The organism is Enterobacter sp. DC4, from assembly GCF_000568095.1.
GTDB lineage: Bacteria > Pseudomonadota > Gammaproteobacteria > Enterobacterales > Enterobacteriaceae > Enterobacter > Enterobacter pseudoroggenkampii.
The window spans coordinates 524,833-548,046 of the sequence record NZ_AZUB01000003.1 but is presented as its reverse complement, the minus strand read 5'-3'; the positions used below and the strand labels follow the sequence as shown (position 1 = coordinate 548,046).

Here is a 23,214-nt window from a genome sequence, read left to right as displayed (position 1 = left end):
TGACTATGGCTGACAAACGGTTAAATTTAGCATTAGCTGTTAATTTTTCTAACGGACGAGACTATGACGCGCAGCTATCTTCCTCTTAATTCCCTGCGGGCGTTTGAAGCTGCTGCCAGGCACCTCAGTTTTACGCATGCCGCTATCGAGCTGAACGTCACCCATTCCGCGATTAGCCAGCACGTAAAGGCGCTGGAGCAGCACCTTAATTGCCAGCTGTTTGTCCGCGTTTCGCGCGGGCTGATGTTAACCACCGAAGGCGAGAATTTGCTGCCGGTGCTGAATGACTCGTTCGATCGTATTGCCGGGATGCTGGATCGCTTTGCCAGCCAGCGCGCTCAGGAGAAGCTCAAAATAGGTGTGGTAGGGACCTTTGCCACGGGTGTTTTATTCTCAGAGCTCGCGGACTTTCGCCGCTGCTATCCGCATATTGATCTTCAGCTTTCCACCCATAACAATCGCGTCGATCCGGCGGCTGAAGGACTTGATTACACCATTCGCTACGGTGGCGGTGCGTGGCATGGAACCGATGCTGAATTTCTTTGCGCCGCGCCGCTGTCTGCGCTCTGTACACCCGATATTGCCTCTTGCCTGAAAAGCCCGGCAGATATCCTGAAGTTTACCCTGCTTCGCTCCTACCGACGCGACGAGTGGGCTGCGTGGATGCAGGCAGCGGGTGAACATCCTCCCTCGCCGACGCACCGGGTGATGGTGTTTGACTCGTCCGTGACCATGCTGGAAGCGGCTCAGGCAGGCGTCGGGATTGCCATTGCGCCTGTCGACATGTTTACCCATTTACTCAGCAGCGAGCGCATCGTGCAGCCGTTTGCAACGCAGATTGACCTCGGCAGCTACTGGCTGACAAGACTACAGTCACGGACAGAAACGCCCGCAATGCGCGAGTTTGCCCAGTGGCTGGTGGGGAAGATGCAGAAATAAAAGGCCCGCCGGATGGCGGGCCTGAAGCGTCAGATGGTGACCACGGCAATCAGCGTCACCACGGTCAGGATGGTCGCCAGACCGTAGAACACCCATTTCCCGCTCGGGACATGGATTTTCAGGTCATGCATCGCATGGTGAATACGGTGCAGACCACACCACAGCGGCAGGACGATCATCAGGAAGATGAACACGCGACCGATAAAGCTGCCCGCGAACGCCAGTACGCGCTCGTAGCTCAGCGCATCGCCCGGGAACAGCCCCAGCGGCAGCATAATGCCGATCAGCAGGATGATGACGGGGGCGATGATGGCGCTCCACATGCCGCCTGCGCCAAACAGGGCCCAGAAGACCGGCTCGTCAGAACGTTTTGGATTTGGATTGATCACAGGTGTCTCCTTACCAGAACAGTGCGACAAACAGAATGACCACAGTGACCAGAATCGTCACCGCCCAGAGCCCTTTAATCACCGGCTCTGGCCCCATTTTTTCGTCTTTAACGATGATGTTCGCCGCTTTTGGCGCCAGTTCAAACCACGTTTTGGTATGAAGCAGCGCGGCCGCGAGCACGATCAGGTTCAGCACAACGATGATCGGGTTTTGCAGAAAACCGACAAAGTTGGCCCAGGTTTCCGGACCGTGCTTGAGGGCAAAAACGCCGTACATCAACTCAAGGCTGAACCAGACCGCCGGTACCGCCGTGCCTTCACGCAGCATATAGAAGCGATAAAACGGCAGGTTTTTCCACCAGGTGGACGGCATTGGCCGCACATAGGCTTTGCGTTTAGTCGTCATCATGCACTCCTTAGCGTGGTTTCAGGGTTGCGATAAGAAAGTCTTTCGAGCTTTCCACTTTACCCTGCTGAATAGCGGCGGCCGGGTCGACGTGCTTCGGACAGACTTCGGAGCAGTAGCCCACAAAGGTACAGCTCCAGACGCCGTTCTGGCTGTTAAGCTGCGCCATACGTTCTTTTTTACCGTGGTCGCGGCTGTCCTCGTTATAGCGGTGCGCCAGGGTAATGGCGGCCGGGCCGATGAACTCCTTGTTCAGGCCAAACTGTGGACAGGCGGCGTAGCAAAGACCGCAGTTGATGCAGCCGGAGAACTGATGATATTTCGCCATCTGCGCCGGGGTCTGGGTGTTTGGCCCCTGATCCGGCGTGCGCGGGTTACCAATGATGTACGGCTTAATGGCTTCCAGGCTTTCGATAAAGTGGGTCATATCGACCACCAGATCGCGTTCAATCGGGAAGTTGCCCAGCGCTTCGACCTTAATGCCTTTGGTGTACTCGCGCAGGAAGGTCTTACAGGCCAGCTTCGGCACCTTGTTGACCATCATGCCGCAGGAGCCGCAGATCGCCATGCGGCAGGACCAGCGGTAGCTCAGGTCTGGCGCCAGGTTGTCTTTGATATAGCCGAGCGCGTCCAGCAGGGAGGTTTGCTCGTCATAAGGCACTTCATAGAAAGCGCTGTGCGGTGCGGCGTCCACTTCCGGATTGTAGCGCACCACTTCAACTTTCATTTTTTGCATCTCAGCCATTCGCCTTCTCCTTCTTCTCGGCGGCTTCTGCTTCTGCACCGTACACGCGTTTTGCCGGCGGCAGCGTGGTGATTTTCACGTCGCTGTAGTCCAGACGCGTGGTGCCATCCGCATCGCGCCAGGCGAGAGTGTGTTTCAGGAAATTGACGTCGTCACGTTCGGTACAGCCTTCGTCCAGACGCTGGTGGGCCCCACGCGACTCTTTGCGCGCCAGCGCAGAGTGCGCCATACATTCCGCGACGTTCAGACCGTGGCCCAGCTCGATGGTGTAGAGCAGGTCGGTGTTGAATACGCTGGAGGTGTCGGTGATGCGCACGCGCTTGAAGCGCTCCTGCAGTTCCGCCAGCTTGTCGACGGTTTTTTGCATCAGCTCAGGGGTACGGTAGATACCGCAGCCTTCTTCCATCGACAGGCCCATCTCGTCGCGGATCTTAGACCAGTTCTCGTTACCCTCCTGGTTCACCAGATCTTTCAGGCGTTTTTCAACGTCTGCGACCTGCGCATCCAGCGCGGCACCGTTGGCTTCACCTGCGGTTGCCGCCCGCTCCATTGCGCGCTCGCCCGCCATGCGGCCAAAGACAACCAGCTCTGCCAGCGAGTTAGACCCGAGACGGTTAGCGCCGTGCAGGCCAACGGAAGAACATTCGCCGACGGCGAACAGCCCTTTAATGCGGGTTTCGCACTGCTGATCGGTTTCGATACCGCCCATGGTGTAGTGCGCGGTTGGACGCACCGGGATCGGCTCTTTAACCGGATCCACGCCAACGTAGGCTTTCGCCAGTTCGCAGATGAACGGCAGACGTTCCAGCAGTTTCTTCTCGCCCAGATGACGCAGGTCGAGATAGACCACATCGCCGCGCGGCGTGGAGATGGTGTTGCCTTTGCGCCACTCGTGCCAGAAAGCCTGAGAGACTTTGTCACGCGGGCCGAGCTCCATGTATTTGTTCTTCGGCTCGCCGAGCGGGGTTTCCGGGCCCATGCCGTAATCCTGCAGATAGCGATAGCCGTTTTTATTGACCAGAATACCGCCTTCACCGCGGCAGCCTTCCGTCATCAGAATGCCGGAGCCCGGCAGGCCGGTTGGGTGATACTGCACGAATTCCATATCGCGCAGCGGCACGCCGTGGCTGAGCGCCATGCCCATACCGTCGCCGGTAACGATGCCGCCGTTGGTGTTATAACGATAAACGCGGCCCGCACCGCCCGTCGCCATTACTACCGCGTTGGCGCGGATCTGGACGAGCGTGCCTTCCATCATGTTCATCGCCACCAGGCCGCGCGCCTGTCCATCATCCACCAGAATGTCGAGGACGAAATGTTCATCGAAGCGCTGGATTTGTGGGAACTGAAGGGAGGTCTGGAACAGGGTGTGCAGCATATGGAAGCCGGTCTTATCGGCGGCGAACCAGGTGCGTTCGATCTTCATGCCGCCGAAGCGGCGAACATTGACGCTGCCGTCCGGACGGCGGCTCCATGGACATCCCCACTGTTCAAGCTGGGTCATCTCCGTTGGACAATGGTGCACAAAGTAGTCAACGACATCCTGTTCGCAAAGCCAGTCGCCCCCTGCAACCGTGTCGTGGAAATGGTATTCAAAGCTGTCATGATCCTGCGCAACGGCGGCGGACCCTCCTTCTGCTGCCACTGTGTGACTACGCATTGGATAGACTTTTGAAATCAATGCGATTTTAGCGTTGGGATTAGCTTGTGCTGCAGCAATCGCAGCACGTAATCCAGCCCCGCCTGCGCCTATTACGGCAAGATCGGCTTGAAAAGTTTGCACGACATTCCTCCAGATTTTTGTTATTTCGCAACGCGACAAACTAAAGGTAGTTCACCCGTCCAAAAGGACGATTGCGAAAGCGTTTCCACTGCTCCTTTATGGGTAAAACAGTATAACCGTGTAGATGTCAGGGAAATTTGACGTGTTCGATTTTTTTGCTGTTCTGTCAGACGATTTATCATGAAGATTGATGAAATACGTCACGCAATTGTTCACCTAAATGAAATGCGCTTTTTTACTGCACAAAATTTGTCTCTGCCCCGGCTAACGAGTAGACTTCGTGCCCTTGTCTGAAATCGGAGAACAACTCATGAGCGAAACGGCCACCTGGCAGCCGAGCGCATCCATCCCTAATCTGTTAAAACGCGCTGCAATTATGGCGGAAATCCGCCGTTTCTTTGCCGACCGCGGCGTCCTGGAGGTGGAAACCCCGTGCATGAGTCAGGCAACGGTAACGGATATTCATCTGGTCCCGTTTGAAACCCGTTTTGTTGGCCCCGGCCACTCTCAGGGCATGAATTTGTATCTGATGACCAGCCCGGAATACCACATGAAACGCCTGCTGGCAGCGGGGTGTGGTCCGGTGTATCAGCTGTGCCGCAGTTTCCGTAATGAAGAGATGGGTCGTCACCACAACCCGGAATTCACCATGCTGGAGTGGTACCGCCCGCATTATGATATGTACCGCCTGATGAATGAGGTGGACGATCTGCTGCAGCAGGTCCTGGACTGCTCGGAAGCCGAAACCCTTTCCTATCAGCAGGCCTTCCAGCGCCATCTGGAAATCGATCCGCTGTCGGCGGACAAAACCCAGCTGCGCGAAGTGGCGGCAAAACTGGATCTGAGCAACGTGGCGGATACCGAAGAGGATCGCGACACGCTGCTGCAGCTGCTGTTCACCTTCGGCGTTGAACCGCAGATTGGCAAAGATCGTCCGACGTTTGTTTATCACTTCCCGGCAAGCCAGGCCTCACTGGCGCAGATCAGTACCGAAGATCATCGTGTCGCAGAGCGTTTTGAGGTCTATTACAAAGGTATTGAGCTGGCGAACGGCTTCCACGAACTGACCGACGCTCGCGAGCAGGCGCAGCGCTTCGAGCAGGATAACCGCAAGCGCGCCGCGCGCGGTCTGCCGCAGCAGCCTATTGATGTTAATCTGCTTGAAGCACTAAAAGCAGGTCTGCCGGATTGCTCCGGCGTGGCGCTGGGTGTTGACCGTCTGGTCATGCTGGCCCTGGGCGCAGAGCAGCTTGGCGATGTGATTGCCTTTACGGTCGATCGCGCCTAATAAAATGCCGGGTGGCGCTGCGCTTACCCGGCCTACCATTCCTGTCAATTAACCTTTCCATTTCAGCACGACAACATTAAAAACTGCCACATTCCCTATACACGGGTCTTTTTCTTAATTTGCCCCGTATAGCCACAATATCTGTCTGGTCTTCTGCTACCATCCGCGCAGTTTAATTCCTTTTCGGATGGTTCTATGTCCCAGTCACTCAAAAAGATGACCCTCACCGGGCTCATCCTGATGATATTTACCTCAGTCTTTGGCTTTGCCAACAGCCCGTCAGCGTTCTATCTGATGGGCTACAGCGCGACGCCGTTTTATATCGTTTCTGCTCTGTTCTTCTTTATCCCGTTTGCGCTGATGATGGCGGAGATGGGCTCGGCTTACCGGAAAGAAGAGGGCGGGATCTACTCATGGATGAATAACAGCGTCGGGCCGCGCTATGCGTTTATCGGCACGTTTATGTGGTTTTCATCCTACGTCGTCTGGATGGTGAGTACGGCGGCCAAAGTCTGGGTGCCGTTCTCGACGTTTCTTTTCGGTGCCGATAAAACGCAGGTCTGGTCTTTGGCCGGGCTGAGCTCCACGCAGGTCGTTGGGATTCTGGCGGTATGCTGGATGGTTGTCGTAACGCTGGTGGCGTCTAAAGGTATCAATAAAATTGCCCGGATTACCGCCGTGGGCGGGATCTCGGTGATGGGATTGAACCTGGTGCTGCTGCTGGCGAGCATCGCTATCCTGTGCCTGAACGGTGGTCATTTTGCACAGGATGTTAGCTTTGCCTCCTCGCCGAATCCGGGCTATCAGTCCGGGCTCGCCATGCTCTCCTTCGTGGTGTTTGCCATCTTCGCTTACGGCGGTATTGAAGCCGTAGGCGGCCTGGTTGATAAGACGGAAAACCCGGAAAAGAACTTTGCGAAAGGCATTATTTTTGCCGCCATCGTGATTTCCATCGGCTATTCGCTGGCGATTTTTCTCTGGGGCGTCAGCACCAACTGGCAGCAGGTGCTGAGCAACAACACCACTAACCTTGGCAACATCACCTATGTGCTGATGAAAAGCCTGGGGATGACGCTGGGGCAGGCGATGAACCTGAGTCCCGAGGCGGCATCGGTAATGGGGGTCTGGTTCGCGCGTATTACCGGCCTGTCGATGTTCCTGGCCTATACCGGCGCATTCTTCACGCTGATCTATTCGCCGCTGAAAGCGATTATTCAGGGTACGCCAAAAGCGCTGTGGCCTGCGCGTATGACCCAGCTGAACACCGCAGGCATGCCTGCTAACGCCATGTGGATGCAGTGTGTGCTGGTGTGCGTGTTCATTCTGCTGGTGTCATTTGGCGGCGATACGGCGTCTGCGTTTTACAACAAGCTGACCCTGATGGCGAACGTGTCGATGACGCTGCCGTACCTGTTCCTGACCCTGGCGTTCCCGTTCTTTAAGGCGAAGCAGGATCTTGAACGTCCGTTTGTGATTTTTAAAAGCCGCGCGGCAACGCTGCTGGCCACCACGGTGGTGGTGCTGGTGGTGGCGTTTGCGAACATCTTCACCATTATCCAGCCGGTAATTGAGGCGAACGACTGGAACAGCGCGCTGTGGATGGTGGGCGGCCCAATCTTCTTCTCGCTGCTGGCGATGGGGATTTATGAGAATTACCGTCGGCGCGCGATGGCGTACGTCGCAGAAGTGGCGTAGCGGGAATATTCCCCTCCCGAAAGGGAGGGGAGACGCGTTATAAACTGCCCGCCGGGCGCGTACGCGCCGCTGACGTCAGCGTTCTTCCTGTTTTACGCCCGTCCAGGCTTTCCAGACGCATCTGGAACGGTGGGAACGGCATATCAATACCGTGCTCGCGGAAGCCCGCCAGAATCAGCTGGTGGATCTCATGGCGCAGCGGCATACGGTGTCCCATTTCGGCGGCGTAGATACGCAGCTCGAAAATCTGGATCCCCTGCTGTAAATCCACAAGGAAGACTTCCGGTGCCGGGTTGTCGATCACCAGCGAGCAGCGCTCAGCGGCGGTGTAGAGGATCTGGGTGACCTCTTCGCTGTTGGCGTCCGATGGTGCCGGTACCGTCAGCACCACACGGGTAACGGAGTCTGACAGCGACCAGTTGATGAACTGCTCGGTGATAAACGCCTTGTTTGGCACGATGATCTCTTTCCGATCCCAGTCGCTGATCGTCGTCGCACGGGTGTTGATCTTCGTGATGCTGCCGGTCAGATCGCGGATCGTGACGGTATCGCCAATACGGATCGGTTTTTCGAACAGAATGATCAGGCCAGAGATGAAGTTGGCGAAGATCTCCTGTAAACCAAAACCTAACCCTACACCGAGCGCTGCCACCAGCCACTGGAGCTTCGACCACTCAATACCGATCATCGAGAAGCCAACCAGCCCGCCAAACAGCATGATCAGATATTTGGTAATGGTCGTAATCGCATAGCCCGTACCCGGCGTCAAATCCAGATGCTGCAGCAGCGCCAGCTCCAGCAGCGCCGGGAAGTTACGCACCAGCTGGGTGGTGATGATCAGCACCAGAATGGCAATCAGCACCGCCCCCAGGGTAATCGGCTCCAGGCTTTCAACACCCTGCACCGTGGACGTCACGTCCCACAGCGAGATGTTCTCCAGGAAGCCAAACGCGGAGTGGATCTCCGACCACAGGAAGATGACCGAGAGGAGGGCAATCAGCATCAGGATGGAACGAACCAGACGCAGGGACTGGGTGCTGATGGCATCCAGATCCAGCTCGACCTCGTCCGCTTCCGTTGTGCCTTCCGTACTGTTGACGTGGTTTGGCTCTTCCTCACCCCGCGCGCGCTGGGCGAGGATCTCCGCCCGGCGGTGCTTGGCACGGTCAAACGCCAGACGTCGGCGCTGGATCAGCATCCAGCGGCGGATCACGTGGTACACCACCAGAAGCAGGAACCAGATGGCCACCGAGGTTTCCAGCCTCGCCAGAAGCGCCTGCGCGGTTGCCAGATAGCCCACCGCGGCTGCCAGCATTGCAAACAGCGGCGCGCTAAGCAGCAGGTTCCAGAGCAGCCGGTTGAACATGTTGTCGCCGCTGCCGGATTTATCCAGATAAAGCGGAATACCCGCGCGTTTCAGGCTGAGCGTGACGATGGCCAGCGCCCCGCATATCAGCATAAAGCAGAGGCGGCCCAGCGAGCCTGAGAATTCCCGGTCGTTGAGATTATCGAACATGATCAGCGCCATAATCAGCGGCACAATCAGCCCGATGCTCATCAGGTAGTAACGCATGGCGCGCGCAACGCGATTACGCGGCCAGCCAAAGTGGGTGATGAACAGGCCATTGGGGCGCGCGAAGGTGGCGCATATCATCACCACCCACAGCAGCGGCACCGTGGCGGTGACGCCATCGCCAATCGCTACCGCGAGCGGATAGGGCCAGGCTTCCCGCAGGCCATACCCCAGCGTCATCCACAACACCGGCAGCGGAGAGGCGACAAGAATCGACCAGAATACGGTGCGCAACGTCAGCCAGAAGTGATCCTGGGTGACTTTCCCGACCCTGGAGCTGGAACGCTCGAGGAAACGGGTGAAATGTCTGCGCGAGTAGATGCTGAAGCCCACCAGAATCAACGCCCCCAGCAGCGGGAAAATGGTCTCTTTGCTGGTGAACATCATCACGCTGGCCTGTCCCAACTGGCTGAAGGTATCCAGCGAAATCAGGCGGCGCAGGTCCTGGACAATCTCAATCGGCCACGAGAAGGTCATCGGACGCACGTCGGACGTCCAGAAGAGATAACGGTGCGTCGCCTCGTTCACCTCTTTCAGCGCATCTTCCAGTTGGCTGTTAGAAACCTTCAGCTTGGTCAGCTCCAGAATCAGCGTATCCCCGCCCTGCAGCAGAGAGTTCAGCAGTTCACGCTGGGTACGCAACTGGGCTTCCAGAATACGGTTTTGCTCGCTGGTCAGCGGCTGTCCATCAGCCTGACGGATCTGGCGGATTTGCGGCTGTTTATTGAGAAGATCTTCAAAGTGCAGGCGCTGAACGCGCAGCTGGGCCATCTCGGTATCCAACTGCTGCGGCTTTGGCATTTCCGGCAGGCGCGCGACCTGGGCGCGCAGCGCTTCGCCCAGCAGGTTTGATGACCCGAGCCACTGGGACTGCTCGCGCAGGGTGTTTAACGCCTGACGAACCTGCAAGGTTTGATTGGTCGCCTGACGCTGCTGCGAGGCAACCAGATCCATACGCTGCGCCTGCTGATTCAGCGCGGCAGAAAGCTCACGGTTGACCTTAAACTGCTGGACGATGCCGGCAGGCAGGTTATCGCTGTTTTCTGCCAGCAGTTCGGTACTTTCCAGCGCGCGCTCCGCTTCACGCTGGCGCTGACTGTTGAGCTGATTGCGCAGGGCCTGAAGGTAAGCGTCCAACTGCTCGCTTTGCTTCTGAGCGAGTTCAGAGCGCATTCGCGACAGCTCCTGGCGGTTATTGGCGGAAAGCTGCGCCAGCTCCAGTTCATCGACAAGGGCCTTCAGGCGAGCCGATTCTGCCTGCAGGCCCAGATTTTGGGCCTGCGCCTGTGGCGTGTTGCCGTTTTGCGTACCCACGCGGCGCTCAACTTCATTAAGCTGGCGACGGGCGTCGGTTTGCTGCTGCGGAAGCTGGCTGAGGGAGTCGGCAATTTCACGCGCTCGCTCCTGCTCCTGCTGAGCAAGGCGGCTCTTTTCCAGAAGCTGGCTGCTGACCTGCAGGATCTCCTGGTTCAGCGCGTCGGAGGTCATGCCTGCCGGCACATCGCGCGGTTCGTCACGCAGATTATTGAGCTGCGCGCGCAGCGTCTGGGAGAGTTTGGGGAAGTTGTCGATAACCTGCTGATACTGCTGAGCGCGCTCAAGCGAGCCTTTCCGCTCCTCAAGTGCGTTCAGGGCAGCCTGGAGCGACTCGACGGTCTCTGGCTGAGCGGGTTTTGCCGCTTTTGCCTGCTCCAGTTCCTGGGTTATCTGTTTGGCGTCGGGAGCTGTCGCTGCGTACGCCCCCATGCTGAGGCACCAGGCCATCAGTAGAACGATAATCGGGCGCACGTCAGCGATCCTTCTGTTGTTAGCCTTCGTCTTTTTTGTCGTCAACCAGCGGGCTGGCGTCGTGCTCGGCCTGGATCTCTTCCTGTGACAGCGGAGCAGGTTCTGCCTCTGGCGTCACGAAGGTTTCTGTCGAGACCGCCAGCGGCTGGCCCAGTTTGGTGACCGACAGGCTTTCGAGTTGTTCAGCCAGCTTCACTTTGCCTGGCGCAAACAGGTTGATCACGGTGGAGCCCAGCTTGAAGCGACCCATTTCCTGACCTTTCAGCAGGGCCACAGAGCCTTCCGCTTCACCGGCAGGCCAGGTCCAGCGTTTGATCACGCCTTCACGCGGTGGAGTGATGGTGCCGGCCCAGACGGTTTCAATGCTGCCTACGATGGTTGCACCCACCAGAATCTGTGCCATAGGGCCAAATTCAGTATCGAACAGACAGATGACGCGCTCGTTACGGGCAAACAGGTTAGGCACGTTCTGCGCGGTCAGGTGGTTCACGGAGAACAGGTCGCCCGGGACGTAAATCATCTCGCGCAGGATACCGTTACACGGCATGTGCACGCGGTGGTAGTCGCGCGGTGACAGATAGGTGGTGGCAAAGGTACCGTTGCGGAACAGATCCGCCATCAGGTAGTTACCCGCCAGCAGCGCTTCCAGGCTGTAGTTATGGCCCTTCGCCTGCAGGATTTTGTCGTCTTCGATGTTACCCAACTGGCTAATGACGCCGTCTGCCGGCATCACCAGGACGTTAGGGTCGGTGTTCAGCGGGCGCACGTCGTCACGCAGCGGGCGCACGAAGAATTCGTTGAAGGTGCGGTAGCTGGCGGTGTCCGGCTTCTGCGCCTCTTTCATATCGACCTTGTAATATTTTACGAAAAGGTCGATGACCAGTTTGGTCAGCCAGCCCGCGCGTTTGCTTGCGCCCCAGCCCGCCAGGCGAGTGAGCCACAGTTTTGGCAGAATGTATTGAAGCGAAAGTTTAAATGCGTTTAACAAGGTAGCCTCCAGGCCATTGTTTTGTCGTTCCTGATCCGGCGTTATGCCGCCGGAACCTGAAAAAAGGGGACGATTTTAGCGATGCTTAGCTTAGTTGTCAGTTATCAGAATCAGAAAAGTTTTTACGCGTTTTTACCTGATCCATGCTCTCAAGAATACGGTGGTAATTCTCGAAGCGGGTCTCCGCGATCTCGCCTTTCTCAACCGCTTCACGGATAGCGCAGCCTGGGTCGTTATCGTGTTTACAGTCGCGGTACTTGCAAGCGCCTAAATAATCATGGAATTCGACAAATCCGTTAAAGATTTGTTCCGGCTCCAGGTGCCATAAACCGAACTCTCGCACGCCCGGGGAGTCGATGACATCGCCCCCGTGCGGGAAGTGATACAGGCGTGACGCGGTGGTGGTGTGCTGGCCCAGGCCCGAGACATCAGAGACATCGTTGGTGAGGATCTCTTGCTGAAGGCCAAGCAGGTTGTTCAGCAGGCTCGATTTGCCCACGCCGGACTGGCCCGCAAAGATGCTGATGCGATCGGTAAGCGCCTCTTCCAGCGGTTTCAGGCCATCTTTGGTATAGCTGGAGACCATCAGAACGCGGTAGCCAATCTTGCGATAGATATCCATCTGCTCATTGACGAAGGCCATGCCGTCGTCGTCCAGCAGATCGATTTTGTTCAGCACGATAATCGGTTCAACCTGCAGCGTTTCGCAGGCGACGAGATATCGGTCGATAATATTGAGCGACAGTTCGGGCAAAATCGCCGATACGATAACAATCTGGTTAATGTTGGCGGCAATCGGTTTGACCCCGTCGTAGAAATCGGGACGGGTTAATACGGACGTGCGCTCATGGACCGCTTCAACGATGCCTTTTACCGTCACGCCTTCCGCCGCCTCTTTACCCGGCCGCCAGACGACGCGGTCGCCGGTCACCAGAGAACGAATGGTCCGGCGGATGTTGCAGCGGTGAATCGCACCATCGGCGGATTCCACGTCAGCGTGCATACCGAAACGGCTGATGACTACGCCTTCCGTTGGGTCGCCAAACAGGTTGTCGTCGTAATCGACCTTCTCCGCAGTGGTTTTAAGACGGCGCTGGTGATTGGCATTCACGCGGCGCTGCTGCCCTTTGGAGAGTTTATTTTTACTCAATCGCACTGGCTCCTGGTCGCCCGTAGGGGGCAAAACCTCTATGATACACTCTAATTAATACTAGTTAACCTGCTACTGCCGGTTATGCGAGAAGGGTGGAAAATAACATGAGCGCGGATGAAAACAACCTGATTTGGATCGATCTCGAAATGACCGGGCTGGATCCCGAGCGCGATCGCATTATTGAAATTGCAACCCTGGTGACGGACGCCAACCTGAATATCCTGGCGGAAGGGCCAACGATAGCGGTGCATCAGTCCGATGACCAGCTGGCGTTGATGGATGAGTGGAACGTGCGTACCCACACTGGCAGCGGTCTGGTGGAGCGGGTGAAGGCGAGCACCATGGGTGACCGAGAGGCGGAGCTGGCGACGCTTGAGTTCCTGAAACAGTGGGTTCCGGCAGGCAAATCGCCAATCTGTGGGAATAGCATCGGCCAGGATCGTCGTTTCCTGTTTAAGTACATGCCGGAGCTGGAGTCTTACTTCCACTACCGCTATCTGGACGTCAGCACGTTGAAAGAGCTGGCGCGTCGCTGGAAGCCTGAAATCCTCGACGGCTTTAAAAAGCAGGGGACGCACCAGGCGATGGACGATATCCGAGAGTCCGTGGCGGAGCTTTCCTACTACCGCGAAAACTTTATTAAGCTGTGATTTTGCGATCCGGCGCCTTGCGTGGCCGGGTTTTTGTCGTTAAATTGTTCAGCTTGCCGATTAAATAAGCATTTGAACTTAATTTCGAAAAAATCGCTTTAAGGGGGGTTGCAGCTAAAAGGATTTCTCGTATAATGCGCCTCCCGTAACGACAGAGAATTACACGTTACGACAGCAACAAAAGCAGTGCAGATTTGCGGGAATAGCTCAGTTGGTAGAGCACGACCTTGCCAAGGTCGGGGTCGCGAGTTCGAGTCTCGTTTCCCGCTCCAAAATTTGAAAGTGCTTCCACAGCACAGACTGCCCAAGCGGGAATAGCTCAGTTGGTAGAGCACGACCTTGCCAAGGTCGGGGTCGCGAGTTCGAGTCTCGTTTCCCGCTCCAAAATTTGAAAGTGCTTCCACAGCACGGACCACCCAAGCGGGAATAGCTCAGTTGGTAGAGCACGACCTTGCCAAGGTCGGGGTCGCGAGTTCGAGTCTCGTTTCCCGCTCCAAATTCTTCTTCATCTCTAAAATATCCACAGTGAAAAGCATCGCTGGGGACGTTTTCTGTTGTCTCTGAAATACTCTTGTGAACAGAGTTATCCACAGAAACTGCGCTTAATCGAAACCGAGTTAAAACTTAGCAGGGTGAATAATATCTTCATAACGCACTGTATTTACAGTATAAAATTTGATTTCAAAATGTTATTGAGATCACTTGACCTCTTCTCCAGCCCAGATGGCGCTTGAGTTTGTAATTTTATTCACAGGCTGTGAATAGTTCAGGCATCCCGCGGAAGCCCTTTTTCAATCACCCTCACCAGACGCTGTTTCTTCGGGAGCTGCACCTCGACCACGCAGGCATTACGTTTCTCAATTTGCTGCGCAATCGCCCATTCTATGTGCTCATCAAGAAGTGGGTGCTCACCTCTACGGCTTTCAAGCGCCCGCACGTTCGCTTCATCCCATGGGGCATTACCCAGCGCGACGGCCACATTTCGCAGCCAGCGCAGATGCCCGATACGGCGAATGGCCGAACCTTCCGTCACCTTCAGGAACCAGGCCTCGGTCCAGGCGAACAGCTCGATGAGCGGCGGCGCATGGAGCGCCTTACGCGGGCTGAAATCCTCTTCGTCCGTAAGCTGCGAATAGCGGTTCCACGGGCAGATGAGCTGGCAATCGTCGCAGCCGTAGATGCGGTTGCCGATAAGCGGTCGGAACTCCTCTGGAATGGCCCCTTCCAGTTCGATAGTGAGGTAGGAGATACAGCGACGGGCATCAACGGTGTAAGGCTCGACGATGGCACCCGTTGGGCAGATGGTCATACAGGCCACGCAGCGGCCACAGTCTTCCTCTACCGGGCCGTCTACCGGCAGCGGTAAATCAATCAGCAGTTCACCCAGAAAGAAGAACGAGCCGGCGTCGCGGCTGAGGATTAGTGAGTGCTTACCTGTCCAGCCAAGCCCGGCTTTTTCGGCAATCGGGCGCTCAAGAATAGGCGCAGAATCGACAAAGGGTCTAAAATTCAGCGAAACACAGTGCTGCTGAATAGTTTCCCCGAGTTTTTTTAAACGGTTACGCAAAAGCTTATGGTAATCACGTCCCAGGGCGTACCGGCTGACGTAACCCAAAGAGGGATTTTTTAGCGTGCGCGCAAAGGCCGCGTTGGCAGGCAGATAGTTCATGCGCACGCTGATGACGCGTAATGTGCCCGGCAAAAGCTCGTGTGGACGGGCGCGCATCATGCCATGACGCGCCATCCAATCCATTTCGCCGTGGTATTGTTTGTCCAGCCAGGCCTGCAGTTTCGGCTCGCTGGCGGAAAGGTCGGTATCGGTAATGCCCACCTTCTGGAAGCCAAGCTCAGCACCCCACTGTTTTATTTTTTGCGCTAATTCATTGAGATCGAGGGGCTGTGACATGACGGACCATACGGTGAAGAAAAACCCCGCAAGTATACCACATTCCATCTGGCATGCGGATGACCTCCGGCGCGCCGAAAAAGAGGCCGCAGACAGCCTCGGGATTACCCTGTATGAACTGATGCTGCGCGCGGGTGAGGCGGCGTTTAACGTTGCCCGCAGCGCGTACCCGCAGGCCGCCCACTGGCTGATTCTGTGCGGTCACGGCAACAACGGCGGCGATGGCTACGTCGTCGCCCGTTTGGCGGTTGCGGCAGGTATCCGCGTGACCTTGCTGGCTCTCGAAAGTGATAAACCGCTGCCGGAAGAGGCCGGCGCGGCGCGGGAGGCGTGGCTTAACGCAGGCGGTGTGATCCATGCGCCTGATATCGTCTGGCCGGAAGAGGTGGATCTGATTGTTGACGGGCTGCTGGGCACGGGGCTGCGCAGCGCGCCTCGTGAGAACATTGCCGCACTCATTGAACACGCTAACAGACATTCCGCGCCGATAGTCGCCCTGGATATTCCCTCTGGCCTGATTGCACAAACCGGCGCGACGCCGGGGGCGGTGATTCAGGCTGCACATACGGTGACCTTCATCGCCCTCAAGCCGGGGTTACTGACCGGTAAAGCGCGGGATGTCGTCGGCGTGCTGCAACACAGTGCGCTGGGGCTGGAGAGCTGGCTCGCCGGGCAGGAAATGCGCATCGCGCGTTTTGATGCATCGCAGCTTGCAGCGTGGCTCCCGCCGCGCCGGCCGACCTCCCATAAGGGCGATCACGGCAGGCTGGTGATTATTGGCGGCGACCATGGTACGGCAGGTGCGATTCGCATGACCGGCGAAGCGGCTCTGCGCAGCGGTGCCGGATTAGTGCGAGTACTCACTCGCATCGAGAATATTGCGCCGATCGTTACAGCCCGACCGGAGCTGATGGTGCATGAGCTTACGCCCCAGGCGCTTGAAGAGAGCCTCGAATGGGCGGATGTGGTGGTGATCGGTCCCGGGCTTGGGCAACAGGCATGGGGTAAACAGGCCCTGCAAAAGGTCGAGAATTTTCGTAAACCGATGCTGTGGGATGCCGACGCGCTTAACCTTCTGGCAATAAACCCGGATAAGCGTCACAATCGCATTCTGACGCCACACCCCGGCGAAGCCGCGCGGCTGCTTAACTGCAGCGTGGCAGAAATTGAAAGCGATCGCTTACTTTCTGCTCAGCGTCTGGTAAAACGTTACGGAGGTGTTGCTGTTTTGAAAGGGGCAGGAACCGTTGTCGCCAGTGAGGAGACGCAGGGCATTATTGATGCCGGAAATGCGGGCATGGCGAGCGGCGGCATGGGCGATGTGCTTTCCGGCATCATCGGCGCATTGCTTGGACAGAAACTTCCCCTTTATGATGCAGCCTGCGCGGGCTGCGTGGCTCACGGCGTTGCGGCGGATAAACTGGCTGCGCGTTACGGTACACGCGGTATGCTGGCCACCGATCTTTTTTGCACGCTGCGGCGTGTTGTTAACCCGGATGTGATTGACGTAGAAAATGACTAATCGAGCGATTCCTTTACCTGATGAACAAGCCACTTTAGAACTCGGCAAGCGCGTGGCGCAGGCCTGTCAGGGGGCAACCGTCATTTATCTGTATGGTGATTTAGGTGCGGGTAAAACCACCTTTAGCCGGGGTTTTTTGCAGGCGTTAGGGCATAACGGGAATGTCAAAAGCCCAACCTACACGCTGGTCGAACCGTACACCCTTGAAAATCTCATGGTGTACCACTTCGATTTATACCGCCTTGCGGATCCTGAGGAGCTGGAATTTATGGGGATCCGTGATTATTTTGCCAACGACGCCATTTGCCTGGTGGAGTGGCCGCAACAAGGTGCGGGTGTGCTGCCTGACCCGGATGTCGAAATTCACTTAGATTACCAGGCACAAGGGCGTGAGGCACGCATCAGTGCTGTTTCCTCATCAGGCAGTTCCTTACTGGCGCGACTGGCCGGTTAAGCGTAGGGATGACGGGATGATAAATCGCGTTAAAGGTTGGTTGTTGGCTGCCACCGTGCTGCTGTGCGCGCAGGCCGGGGCGGCAAACCTCTCAGATATTCAGGTATCGAACGGCGAAAGCCAGGCCCGGATCACGTTCAGCTTTATGGGCGATCCTGAATATGCGTTTTCACAGCCAGACAGCCACAGCGTGGCGCTGGATATCAAACAGACAGGCGTGATTCAGGGGCTGCCGCTGCGGTTCAGCGGTAACAACCTGGTGAAAAGCATCCGTTCGGGAACACCGCAGGATAGCCAGTCGTTACGCCTGGTGGTCGATCTGACCGAAAAGGGCATAACGAAGGCGGTGAAGCAGCAAAATGGGGCGAACTATACGGTGGTCTTTACCATCAATGCCGACGCACCGTCACCGCCTCCACCGCCGCCGGTCGTAGCGAAGCGCGTGGAAGAACCGGTATATACGCCGCGTCCTTCTGAACCTGCGCGTAATCCGTTTAAATCGCAGAACGATCGCATTACTGCGGCAACCAGCAGCAATACGGTGACGCGTCCGGCTGCCAGCGCGCGACGCGCGACGGCCAGCGGTGACAAAGTGATTATCGCCATTGATGCGGGTCACGGCGGGGAAGATCCGGGGGCGATTGGCCCTGGCGGTACGCGAGAGAAAAACGTGACGATCGCTATCGCGCGTAAACTGCGTTCGCTACTCAATGACGACCCTATGTTTAAAGGCGTGTTGACCCGCGATGGGGATTACTTTATCTCCGTCATGGGACGCTCGGATGTGGCGCGTAAGCAAAACGCGAATTTCCTGGTCTCCATTCATGCGGATGCCGCACCGAATCGTAGCGCCACCGGCGCCTCGGTTTGGGTGCTGTCGAACCGTCGCGCCAACAGCGAAATGGCCAACTGGCTGGAAGAGCATGAGAAGCAGTCTGAACTGTTAGGCGGCGCGGGCGACGTGCTGGCGAACAGCCAGTCCGATCCGTACCTCAGCCAGGCGGTGCTGGATTTACAGTTCGGTCATTCTCAACGCGTCGGGTATGATGTCGCCACTAACGTATTGAACCAGCTGCAAAGCGTTGGCGTGCTGCATAAGCGTCGTCCGGAACATGCCAGCCTCGGCGTTCTGCGCTCGCCGGATATTCCGTCCATCCTCGTCGAGACGGGCTTTATCAGTAACAACGGTGAAGAGCGTCTGCTGGGAAGCGACAGCTACCAGCAGCAAATTGCCGAAGCGATTTATAACGGTCTGCGTAAATACTTTGATGCCCATCCGCTGCAGTCTGCGCCACAGAGTGGTGCTGGCCAGACGGCCAGCGCAGCGCTGCCGGGTGAGATGACCGCGACCAACTAAGGAGAATTCATGCCGATTCAGGTTCTACCGCCGCAGCTCGCGAACCAAATCGCCGCCGGTGAGGTGGTGGAACGCCCTGCGTCGGTGGTGAAGGAGCTGGTGGAAAACAGCCTCGATGCGGGCGCAACCCGCATCGATATTGATATCGAACGCGGTGGCGCGAAGCTTATTCGCATTCGCGACAACGGCTGTGGCATTAAAAAAGACGAGCTCGCGCTGGCGCTGGCCCGTCACGCCACCAGTAAAATTGCCTCTCTGGATGACCTGGAGGCGATTATTAGCCTCGGTTTTCGCGGTGAAGCGCTGGCCAGTATCAGCTCGGTTTCGCGCTTAACGCTGACCTCCCGTACCGCTGAACAGCAGGAAGCCTGGCAGGCTTACGCCGAAGGGCGCGATATGGATGTCACGGTTAAACCCGCAGCACACCCTGTCGGCACGACGCTTGAAGTATTAGATCTCTTCTACAACACCCCCGCCCGACGCAAGTTTATGCGTACTGAGAAGACCGAGTTCGGCCATATCGACGAGATCATCCGGCGTATCGCACTGGCGCGATTCGATGTCACCATCAACCTCAGCCACAACGGCAAGGTGATGCGCCAGTATCGCGCGGTGGCAGAAGGTGGACAGAAAGAGCGTCGTTTGGGGGCGATCTGCGGTACGCCGTTCCTGGAACAGGCTCTGGCCATTGAGTGGCAGCACGGCGATCTGGCGCTGCGCGGCTGGGTTGCCGATCCAAACGCGAGCAGTGCTGCGTTTGCGGAGATCCAGTATTGCTACGTCAACGGCCGCATGATGCGCGACCGTCTCATCAATCACGCGATTCGCCAGGCCTGCGAAGACAAACTGGGTGCCGATCAGCAGCCTGCTTTCGTCCTTTATCTGGACATCGACCCCCATCAGGTGGATGTGAATGTCCATCCCGCCAAGCATGAGGTGCGGTTCCACCAGTCACGTCTGGTTCACGACTTCATTTATCAGGGCGTGGCCACCGTGTTGCAGCAGCAGGCAGAGCCAACGCTGCCGCTGGAGAACGACGCTCCTGCACCGCGTCCGCTGCCCGAAAACCGTGTGGCGGCAGGGCGCAACCATTTTGCGGAGCCTGTCGTCGCGCGTGAACCGGAAGCCCCGCGTTACTCCCCGGCTGGTAGCGCGCCGCGTCCAACGGGCGCGAACTATCCGAATGCCCAGCCTGGCTATCAGAAGCAGCAGGGCGCGTTGTACCGCAAGCTGCTGGAAACGCCAGCCGTGGAGCGTAAAGAGCACATTCCGGCCGCTCAGCCTTCTCTGGACGGCCATAGCCAGAGTTTTGGCCGGGTGTTGACGATTATCGCGCCGGATATGGCACTGCTTGAACGTGATGGCAAATTGATGCTTCTGGCACTGCCGGTCGCCGAACGCTGGCTTAAGCAGGTGCAGCTCACGCCTGGCGAAAATGCCGCCTGCGCGCAGCCGTTGTTAATTCCGGTTCGCCTGAAAATATCCCCTGATGAAACAAGGGTATTGCAGCGCGCCGAGTCGCAGCTGGCGCAGATGGGTATTGAAACTGTGCTCGAACCACAACATGTGACAATTCGTGCAGTGCCTTTACCCTTACGCCAACAAAATTTACAAAACTTGATTCCTGAACTGATAGGCTACCTGGCGCAGCAAACAGCGTTTGATGCCGCCAACACCGCGCAGTGGATCGCCCGCCATCTGGCAAGCGAACACACGCCGTGGAGCATGGCGCAGGCCATTAGCGTGCTGGCGGAGGTGGAACGCCTCTGTCCGCATCTGGTGAAAACGCCGCCGGGTGGGTTATTACAACCTGTTGATTTACAAACGGCGATGAACGCCCTGAAACATGATTGACGCAAGTAAGGCGAGCCTGCCTAAGGCAATTTTTTTAATGGGCCCAACGGCCTCCGGCAAAACGGCGCTCGCCATTGAGTTGCGTAAAGTTTTGCCTGTAGAGTTGATTAGCGTCGACTCCGCCCTCATCTACCGGGGGATGGACATCGGCACGGCGAAGCCTGACGCAGAAGAGCTGCGTGCGGCACCGCACCGTTTGCTGGATATTCTCGACCCGGCTCAGGCGTACTCCGCAGCGGATTTCCGCCGGGATGCCTTAGCCGAGATGGCCGAGATAACGGCGGCGGGACGTATACCGCTGTTGGTTGGCGGAACCATGCTCTATTTCAAGGCGTTGCTGGAGGGGTTGTCACCCCTGCCATCCGCGGACCCGGAAATAAGAGCGAAAATTGAGCAGCAGGCGGCAGAGCAGGGTTGGGACGTTTTGCATCAGCAACTGGCGGAAATTGACCCGGTTGCCGCAGCACGGATCCATCCAAATGATCCGCAAAGGCTTTCCCGGGCACTGGAAGTTTTTTTCATTTCGGGTAAAACTTTAACGGAACTGACGCAAACGTCAGGAGACGCTCTGCCGTATCAGGTGCATCAGTTCGCCATCGCCCCGGCGAGCCGTGAACTGCTCCATCAGCGAATTGAGCAGCGTTTTCATCAGATGTTAGCTTCAGATTTTGAAGCAGAAGTGCGGGCGCTATTTGCCCGTGGAGATTTGCATACGGACATGCCTTCCATTCGTTGTGTGGGATACCGCCAGATGTGGTCGTACCTTGAAGGTGAGATTTCATACGATGAAATGGTTTATAGAGGTGTTTGCGCCACGAGACAGTTAGCGAAGCGCCAGATCACCTGGTTGCGCGGTTGGGACGGCGTTCACTGGTTAGACAGTGAAAAACCGCAACAGGCGTTAAACGAAGTGATTGAGGTTGTTGGTGATATCGCTCACTGAATGTGTACAATTGAGACGTATCGTGCGCAATTTTTCAGAATCGCAAGGTTCTAAGTACAAAACAAGCATATAAGGAAAAGATAGAATGGCTAAGGGGCAATCTTTACAAGATCCGTTCCTGAACGCATTGCGTCGGGAACGTGTTCCAGTTTCTATTTATTTGGTGAATGGTATTAAGCTGCAAGGTCAGATTGAGTCTTTCGATCAGTTTGTGATTCTGTTGAAAAACACGGTCAGTCAGATGGTCTACAAGCACGCTATTTCTACTGTTGTTCCGTCCCGTCCGGTATCTCATCACAGCAATAACGCTGGCGGCGGCACTGGTAGTAACTACCATCATGGCAGCAGCGCGCAGGGCTCTTCAACGCCGGCGCAGGACAGCGACGAAACCGAATAAGGTTTCGCACTGTTATCCACACGGGGAGCCAGGGATCCTGCGTTCCCCGCTGATCTTTTTAGAGAGGTTTACGCTTGTTTGACCGTTATGATGCCGGTGAGCAGGCGGTGCTGGTACACATCTATTTTTCGCAAGACAAAGATATGGAAGACCTCCAGGAGTTTGAATCTCTGGTCTCTTCCGCCGGTGTCGAAGCAATGCAGGTGATTACCGGTAGCCGTAAAGCGCCGCACCCAAAGTATTTTGTTGGTGAAGGTAAAGCAGTCGAAATTGCGGATGCCGTAAAAGCAACCGGCGCGTCAGTCGTGTTGTTTGATCATGCGCTGTCTCCAGCCCAGGAGCGCAACCTGGAAGCCCTTTGCGAATGCCGTGTTATCGATCGCACGGGTTTGATTTTAGATATTTTTGCTCAGCGTGCACGTACCCACGAAGGGAAACTGCAGGTTGAGCTGGCGCAGCTGCGCCATCTGGCAACGCGTCTGGTGCGTGGCTGGACACACCTTGAAAGACAAAAAGGCGGGATTGGTTTGCGCGGCCCGGGTGAAACCCAGCTCGAAACCGACCGTCGTTTGCTGCGTGGCCGAATTACCCAGATCCTCTCACGTCTGGAACGTGTAGAGAAACAGCGTGAACAGGGACGTCGGGCGCGAACGAAAGCCGACATCCCGACGGTGTCGCTGGTGGGATATACCAACGCCGGTAAATCCACCCTGTTTAACCAGATAACCGAGGCCCAGGTGTATGCCGCAGACCAGCTGTTTGCGACCCTGGACCCTACGCTGCGCCGTATTGACGTTGCAGACGTTGGTGAAACGGTGCTGGCGGATACCGTAGGGTTTATCCGCCACCTGCCGCATGACCTGGTGGCGGCGTTTAAAGCCACCCTGCAGGAGACGCGACAGGCGACTCTGCTGCTGCACGTGATTGATGCGGCAGACGTGCGCGTGCAGGAGAACATCGACGCGGTAAACGTGGTGCTCGAAGAGATCGACGCCCATGAGATCCCAACGCTGTTGGTCATGAATAAGATCGATATGCTGGACGATTTCGAACCGCGTATCGACAGAGATGAAGAGAACAAACCGATTCGGGTCTGGCTTTCTGCCCAGACCGGTATTGGTGTGCCACTGCTTTTCCAGGCTTTGACAGAACGTCTTTCCGGTGAGGTAGCTCAGCACACGCTGCGACTGCCGCCACAGGAAGGCAGGCTGCGCAGCCGGTTTTATCAGCTTCAGGCGATAGAAAAAGAGTGGATGGAGGATGACGGCAGCGTGGGGATGCAGGTGCGTATGCCGATCGTTGACTGGCGTCGCCTCTGTAAACAAGAACCTGCGCTGGTCGACTATATCGTCTGATCAGAAAGGGGATGCCTGAATAATTCGCC

19 protein-coding genes and 3 tRNA genes are annotated in these 23,214 nt (G+C 56.7%); 14 read left to right on the top strand and 8 right to left on the bottom strand.

Going from position 1 to position 23,214, the window contains the following annotated elements; translation table 11 throughout:
• Positions 1-63 precede the first annotated feature (63 nt).
• Positions 64-939: a LysR family transcriptional regulator AmpR gene (gene ampR / locus P349_RS12310; protein ID WP_024907348.1), complete on the top strand. Its 876-nt coding sequence runs from the start codon at positions 64-66 to the stop codon at positions 937-939.
• Between the two features lie 29 nt (positions 940-968).
• Here ampR and frdD read toward each other — a convergent pair whose 3' ends face one another.
• Genes frdD through frdA form a run of 4 tightly spaced genes read right to left on the bottom strand, consistent with a single transcriptional unit; the run spans position 969 to position 4,262 of the window.
• Positions 969-1,328 carry a fumarate reductase subunit FrdD gene (gene frdD, locus P349_RS12315; protein WP_032651329.1) on the bottom strand — a complete coding sequence of 120 codons (360 nt, stop codon included), beginning with the start codon at positions 1,326-1,328 and terminating at the stop codon, positions 969-971.
• A gap of 10 nt (positions 1,329-1,338) precedes the next feature.
• Entirely contained in the window at positions 1,339-1,734 is a 396-nt protein-coding gene (gene frdC / locus P349_RS12320) for a fumarate reductase subunit FrdC (RefSeq protein WP_024907347.1), read from the bottom strand.
• A gap of 10 nt (positions 1,735-1,744) precedes the next feature.
• Positions 1,745-2,479: a succinate dehydrogenase/fumarate reductase iron-sulfur subunit gene (locus P349_RS12325; protein WP_023310124.1), complete on the bottom strand. Its 735-nt coding sequence runs from the start codon at positions 2,477-2,479 to the stop codon at positions 1,745-1,747.
• Complete coding sequence (gene frdA / locus P349_RS12330; RefSeq protein ID WP_024907346.1) at positions 2,472-4,262, bottom strand: fumarate reductase (quinol) flavoprotein subunit; 1,791 nt, start codon at positions 4,260-4,262, stop codon at positions 2,472-2,474. The genes P349_RS12325 and frdA overlap by 8 nt, the downstream gene beginning before the upstream one ends.
• A 310-nt stretch (positions 4,263-4,572) precedes the next feature.
• Here frdA and epmA point away from each other — a divergent pair, with 310 nt between their 5' ends.
• Positions 4,573-5,550 (top strand): elongation factor P--(R)-beta-lysine ligase, encoded by a 978-nt coding sequence (gene epmA / locus P349_RS12335; protein WP_023310126.1) that lies wholly within the window; start codon positions 4,573-4,575, stop codon positions 5,548-5,550.
• 195 nt (positions 5,551-5,745) lie between these two features.
• Positions 5,746-7,245 carry a glutamate/gamma-aminobutyrate family transporter YjeM gene (gene yjeM / locus P349_RS12340; RefSeq protein WP_032651332.1) on the top strand — a complete coding sequence of 500 codons (1,500 nt, stop codon included), beginning with the start codon at positions 5,746-5,748 and terminating at the stop codon, positions 7,243-7,245.
• A 37-nt stretch (positions 7,246-7,282) separates the two neighbouring features.
• Here yjeM and mscM read toward each other — a convergent pair whose 3' ends face one another.
• The 3 genes from mscM to rsgA form a co-directional block, all read right to left on the bottom strand.
• Positions 7,283-10,606, bottom strand: coding sequence for a miniconductance mechanosensitive channel MscM (mscM, locus tag P349_RS12345; RefSeq protein ID WP_032651334.1), 3,324 nt, complete (start codon positions 10,604-10,606; stop codon positions 7,283-7,285).
• 19 nt (positions 10,607-10,625) lie between these two features.
• Positions 10,626-11,594, bottom strand: coding sequence for an archaetidylserine decarboxylase (gene asd / locus P349_RS12350; RefSeq protein WP_024907342.1), 969 nt, complete (start codon positions 11,592-11,594; stop codon positions 10,626-10,628).
• Positions 11,595-11,691: 97 nt separating this feature from the next.
• Positions 11,692-12,744, bottom strand: coding sequence for a small ribosomal subunit biogenesis GTPase RsgA (gene rsgA, locus P349_RS12355; RefSeq protein ID WP_008502927.1), 1,053 nt, complete (start codon positions 12,742-12,744; stop codon positions 11,692-11,694).
• A gap of 107 nt (positions 12,745-12,851) precedes the next feature.
• Here rsgA and orn point away from each other — a divergent pair, with 107 nt between their 5' ends.
• From orn to P349_RS12375, 4 genes are all read left to right on the top strand, one after another.
• Positions 12,852-13,397, top strand: a complete 546-nt coding sequence (orn, locus tag P349_RS12360) for an oligoribonuclease (protein ID WP_008502926.1) — start codon at positions 12,852-12,854, stop codon at positions 13,395-13,397.
• A 196-nt stretch (positions 13,398-13,593) separates the two neighbouring features.
• A tRNA-Gly gene (locus tag P349_RS12365) sits at positions 13,594-13,669 on the top strand.
• A gap of 36 nt (positions 13,670-13,705) precedes the next feature.
• Positions 13,706-13,781: transfer RNA gene (locus P349_RS12370), tRNA-Gly, on the top strand.
• 36 nt (positions 13,782-13,817) lie between these two features.
• A tRNA-Gly gene (locus tag P349_RS12375) sits at positions 13,818-13,893 on the top strand.
• Between the two features lie 270 nt (positions 13,894-14,163).
• Here P349_RS12375 and queG read toward each other — a convergent pair.
• Positions 14,164-15,303, bottom strand: a complete 1,140-nt coding sequence (gene queG, locus P349_RS12380) for a tRNA epoxyqueuosine(34) reductase QueG (RefSeq protein WP_032651336.1) — start codon at positions 15,301-15,303, stop codon at positions 14,164-14,166.
• Between queG and nnr the strand changes: the two genes are divergently transcribed.
• The 7 genes from nnr (at position 15,302) to hflX (ending at position 23,185) form a co-directional block, all read left to right on the top strand.
• Entirely contained in the window at positions 15,302-16,825 is a 1,524-nt protein-coding gene (gene nnr / locus P349_RS12385; protein ID WP_032651338.1) for a bifunctional ADP-dependent NAD(P)H-hydrate dehydratase/NAD(P)H-hydrate epimerase, read from the top strand. The two genes, queG and nnr, sit on opposite strands and share 2 nt — an antisense overlap.
• The gene (gene tsaE, locus P349_RS12390; RefSeq protein ID WP_013095283.1) at positions 16,818-17,279 is read left to right on the top strand and encodes a tRNA (adenosine(37)-N6)-threonylcarbamoyltransferase complex ATPase subunit type 1 TsaE; all 462 of its coding nucleotides are present in this window, start codon (positions 16,818-16,820) and stop codon (positions 17,277-17,279) included. The genes nnr and tsaE overlap by 8 nt, the downstream gene beginning before the upstream one ends.
• Positions 17,280-17,295: 16 nt before the next feature.
• Positions 17,296-18,636 (top strand): N-acetylmuramoyl-L-alanine amidase AmiB, encoded by a 1,341-nt coding sequence (gene amiB, locus P349_RS12395; RefSeq protein WP_032651342.1) that lies wholly within the window; start codon positions 17,296-17,298, stop codon positions 18,634-18,636.
• Positions 18,637-18,645: 9 nt separating this feature from the next.
• The gene (mutL, locus tag P349_RS12400) at positions 18,646-20,490 is read left to right on the top strand and encodes a DNA mismatch repair endonuclease MutL (protein ID WP_032651344.1); all 1,845 of its coding nucleotides are present in this window, start codon (positions 18,646-18,648) and stop codon (positions 20,488-20,490) included.
• The gene (gene miaA, locus P349_RS12405) at positions 20,483-21,433 is read left to right on the top strand and encodes a tRNA (adenosine(37)-N6)-dimethylallyltransferase MiaA (RefSeq protein WP_032651346.1); all 951 of its coding nucleotides are present in this window, start codon (positions 20,483-20,485) and stop codon (positions 21,431-21,433) included. The genes mutL and miaA overlap by 8 nt, the downstream gene beginning before the upstream one ends.
• Positions 21,434-21,518: 85 nt before the next feature.
• A complete protein-coding gene (gene hfq, locus P349_RS12410; RefSeq protein ID WP_023334248.1) occupies positions 21,519-21,830 on the top strand; it encodes an RNA chaperone Hfq in 312 nt (103 codons plus the stop codon).
• Between the two features lie 74 nt (positions 21,831-21,904).
• A complete protein-coding gene (gene hflX / locus P349_RS12415) occupies positions 21,905-23,185 on the top strand; it encodes a ribosome rescue GTPase HflX (RefSeq protein ID WP_023310136.1) in 1,281 nt (426 codons plus the stop codon).
• The last annotated feature ends 29 nt before the right edge of the window (positions 23,186-23,214 follow it).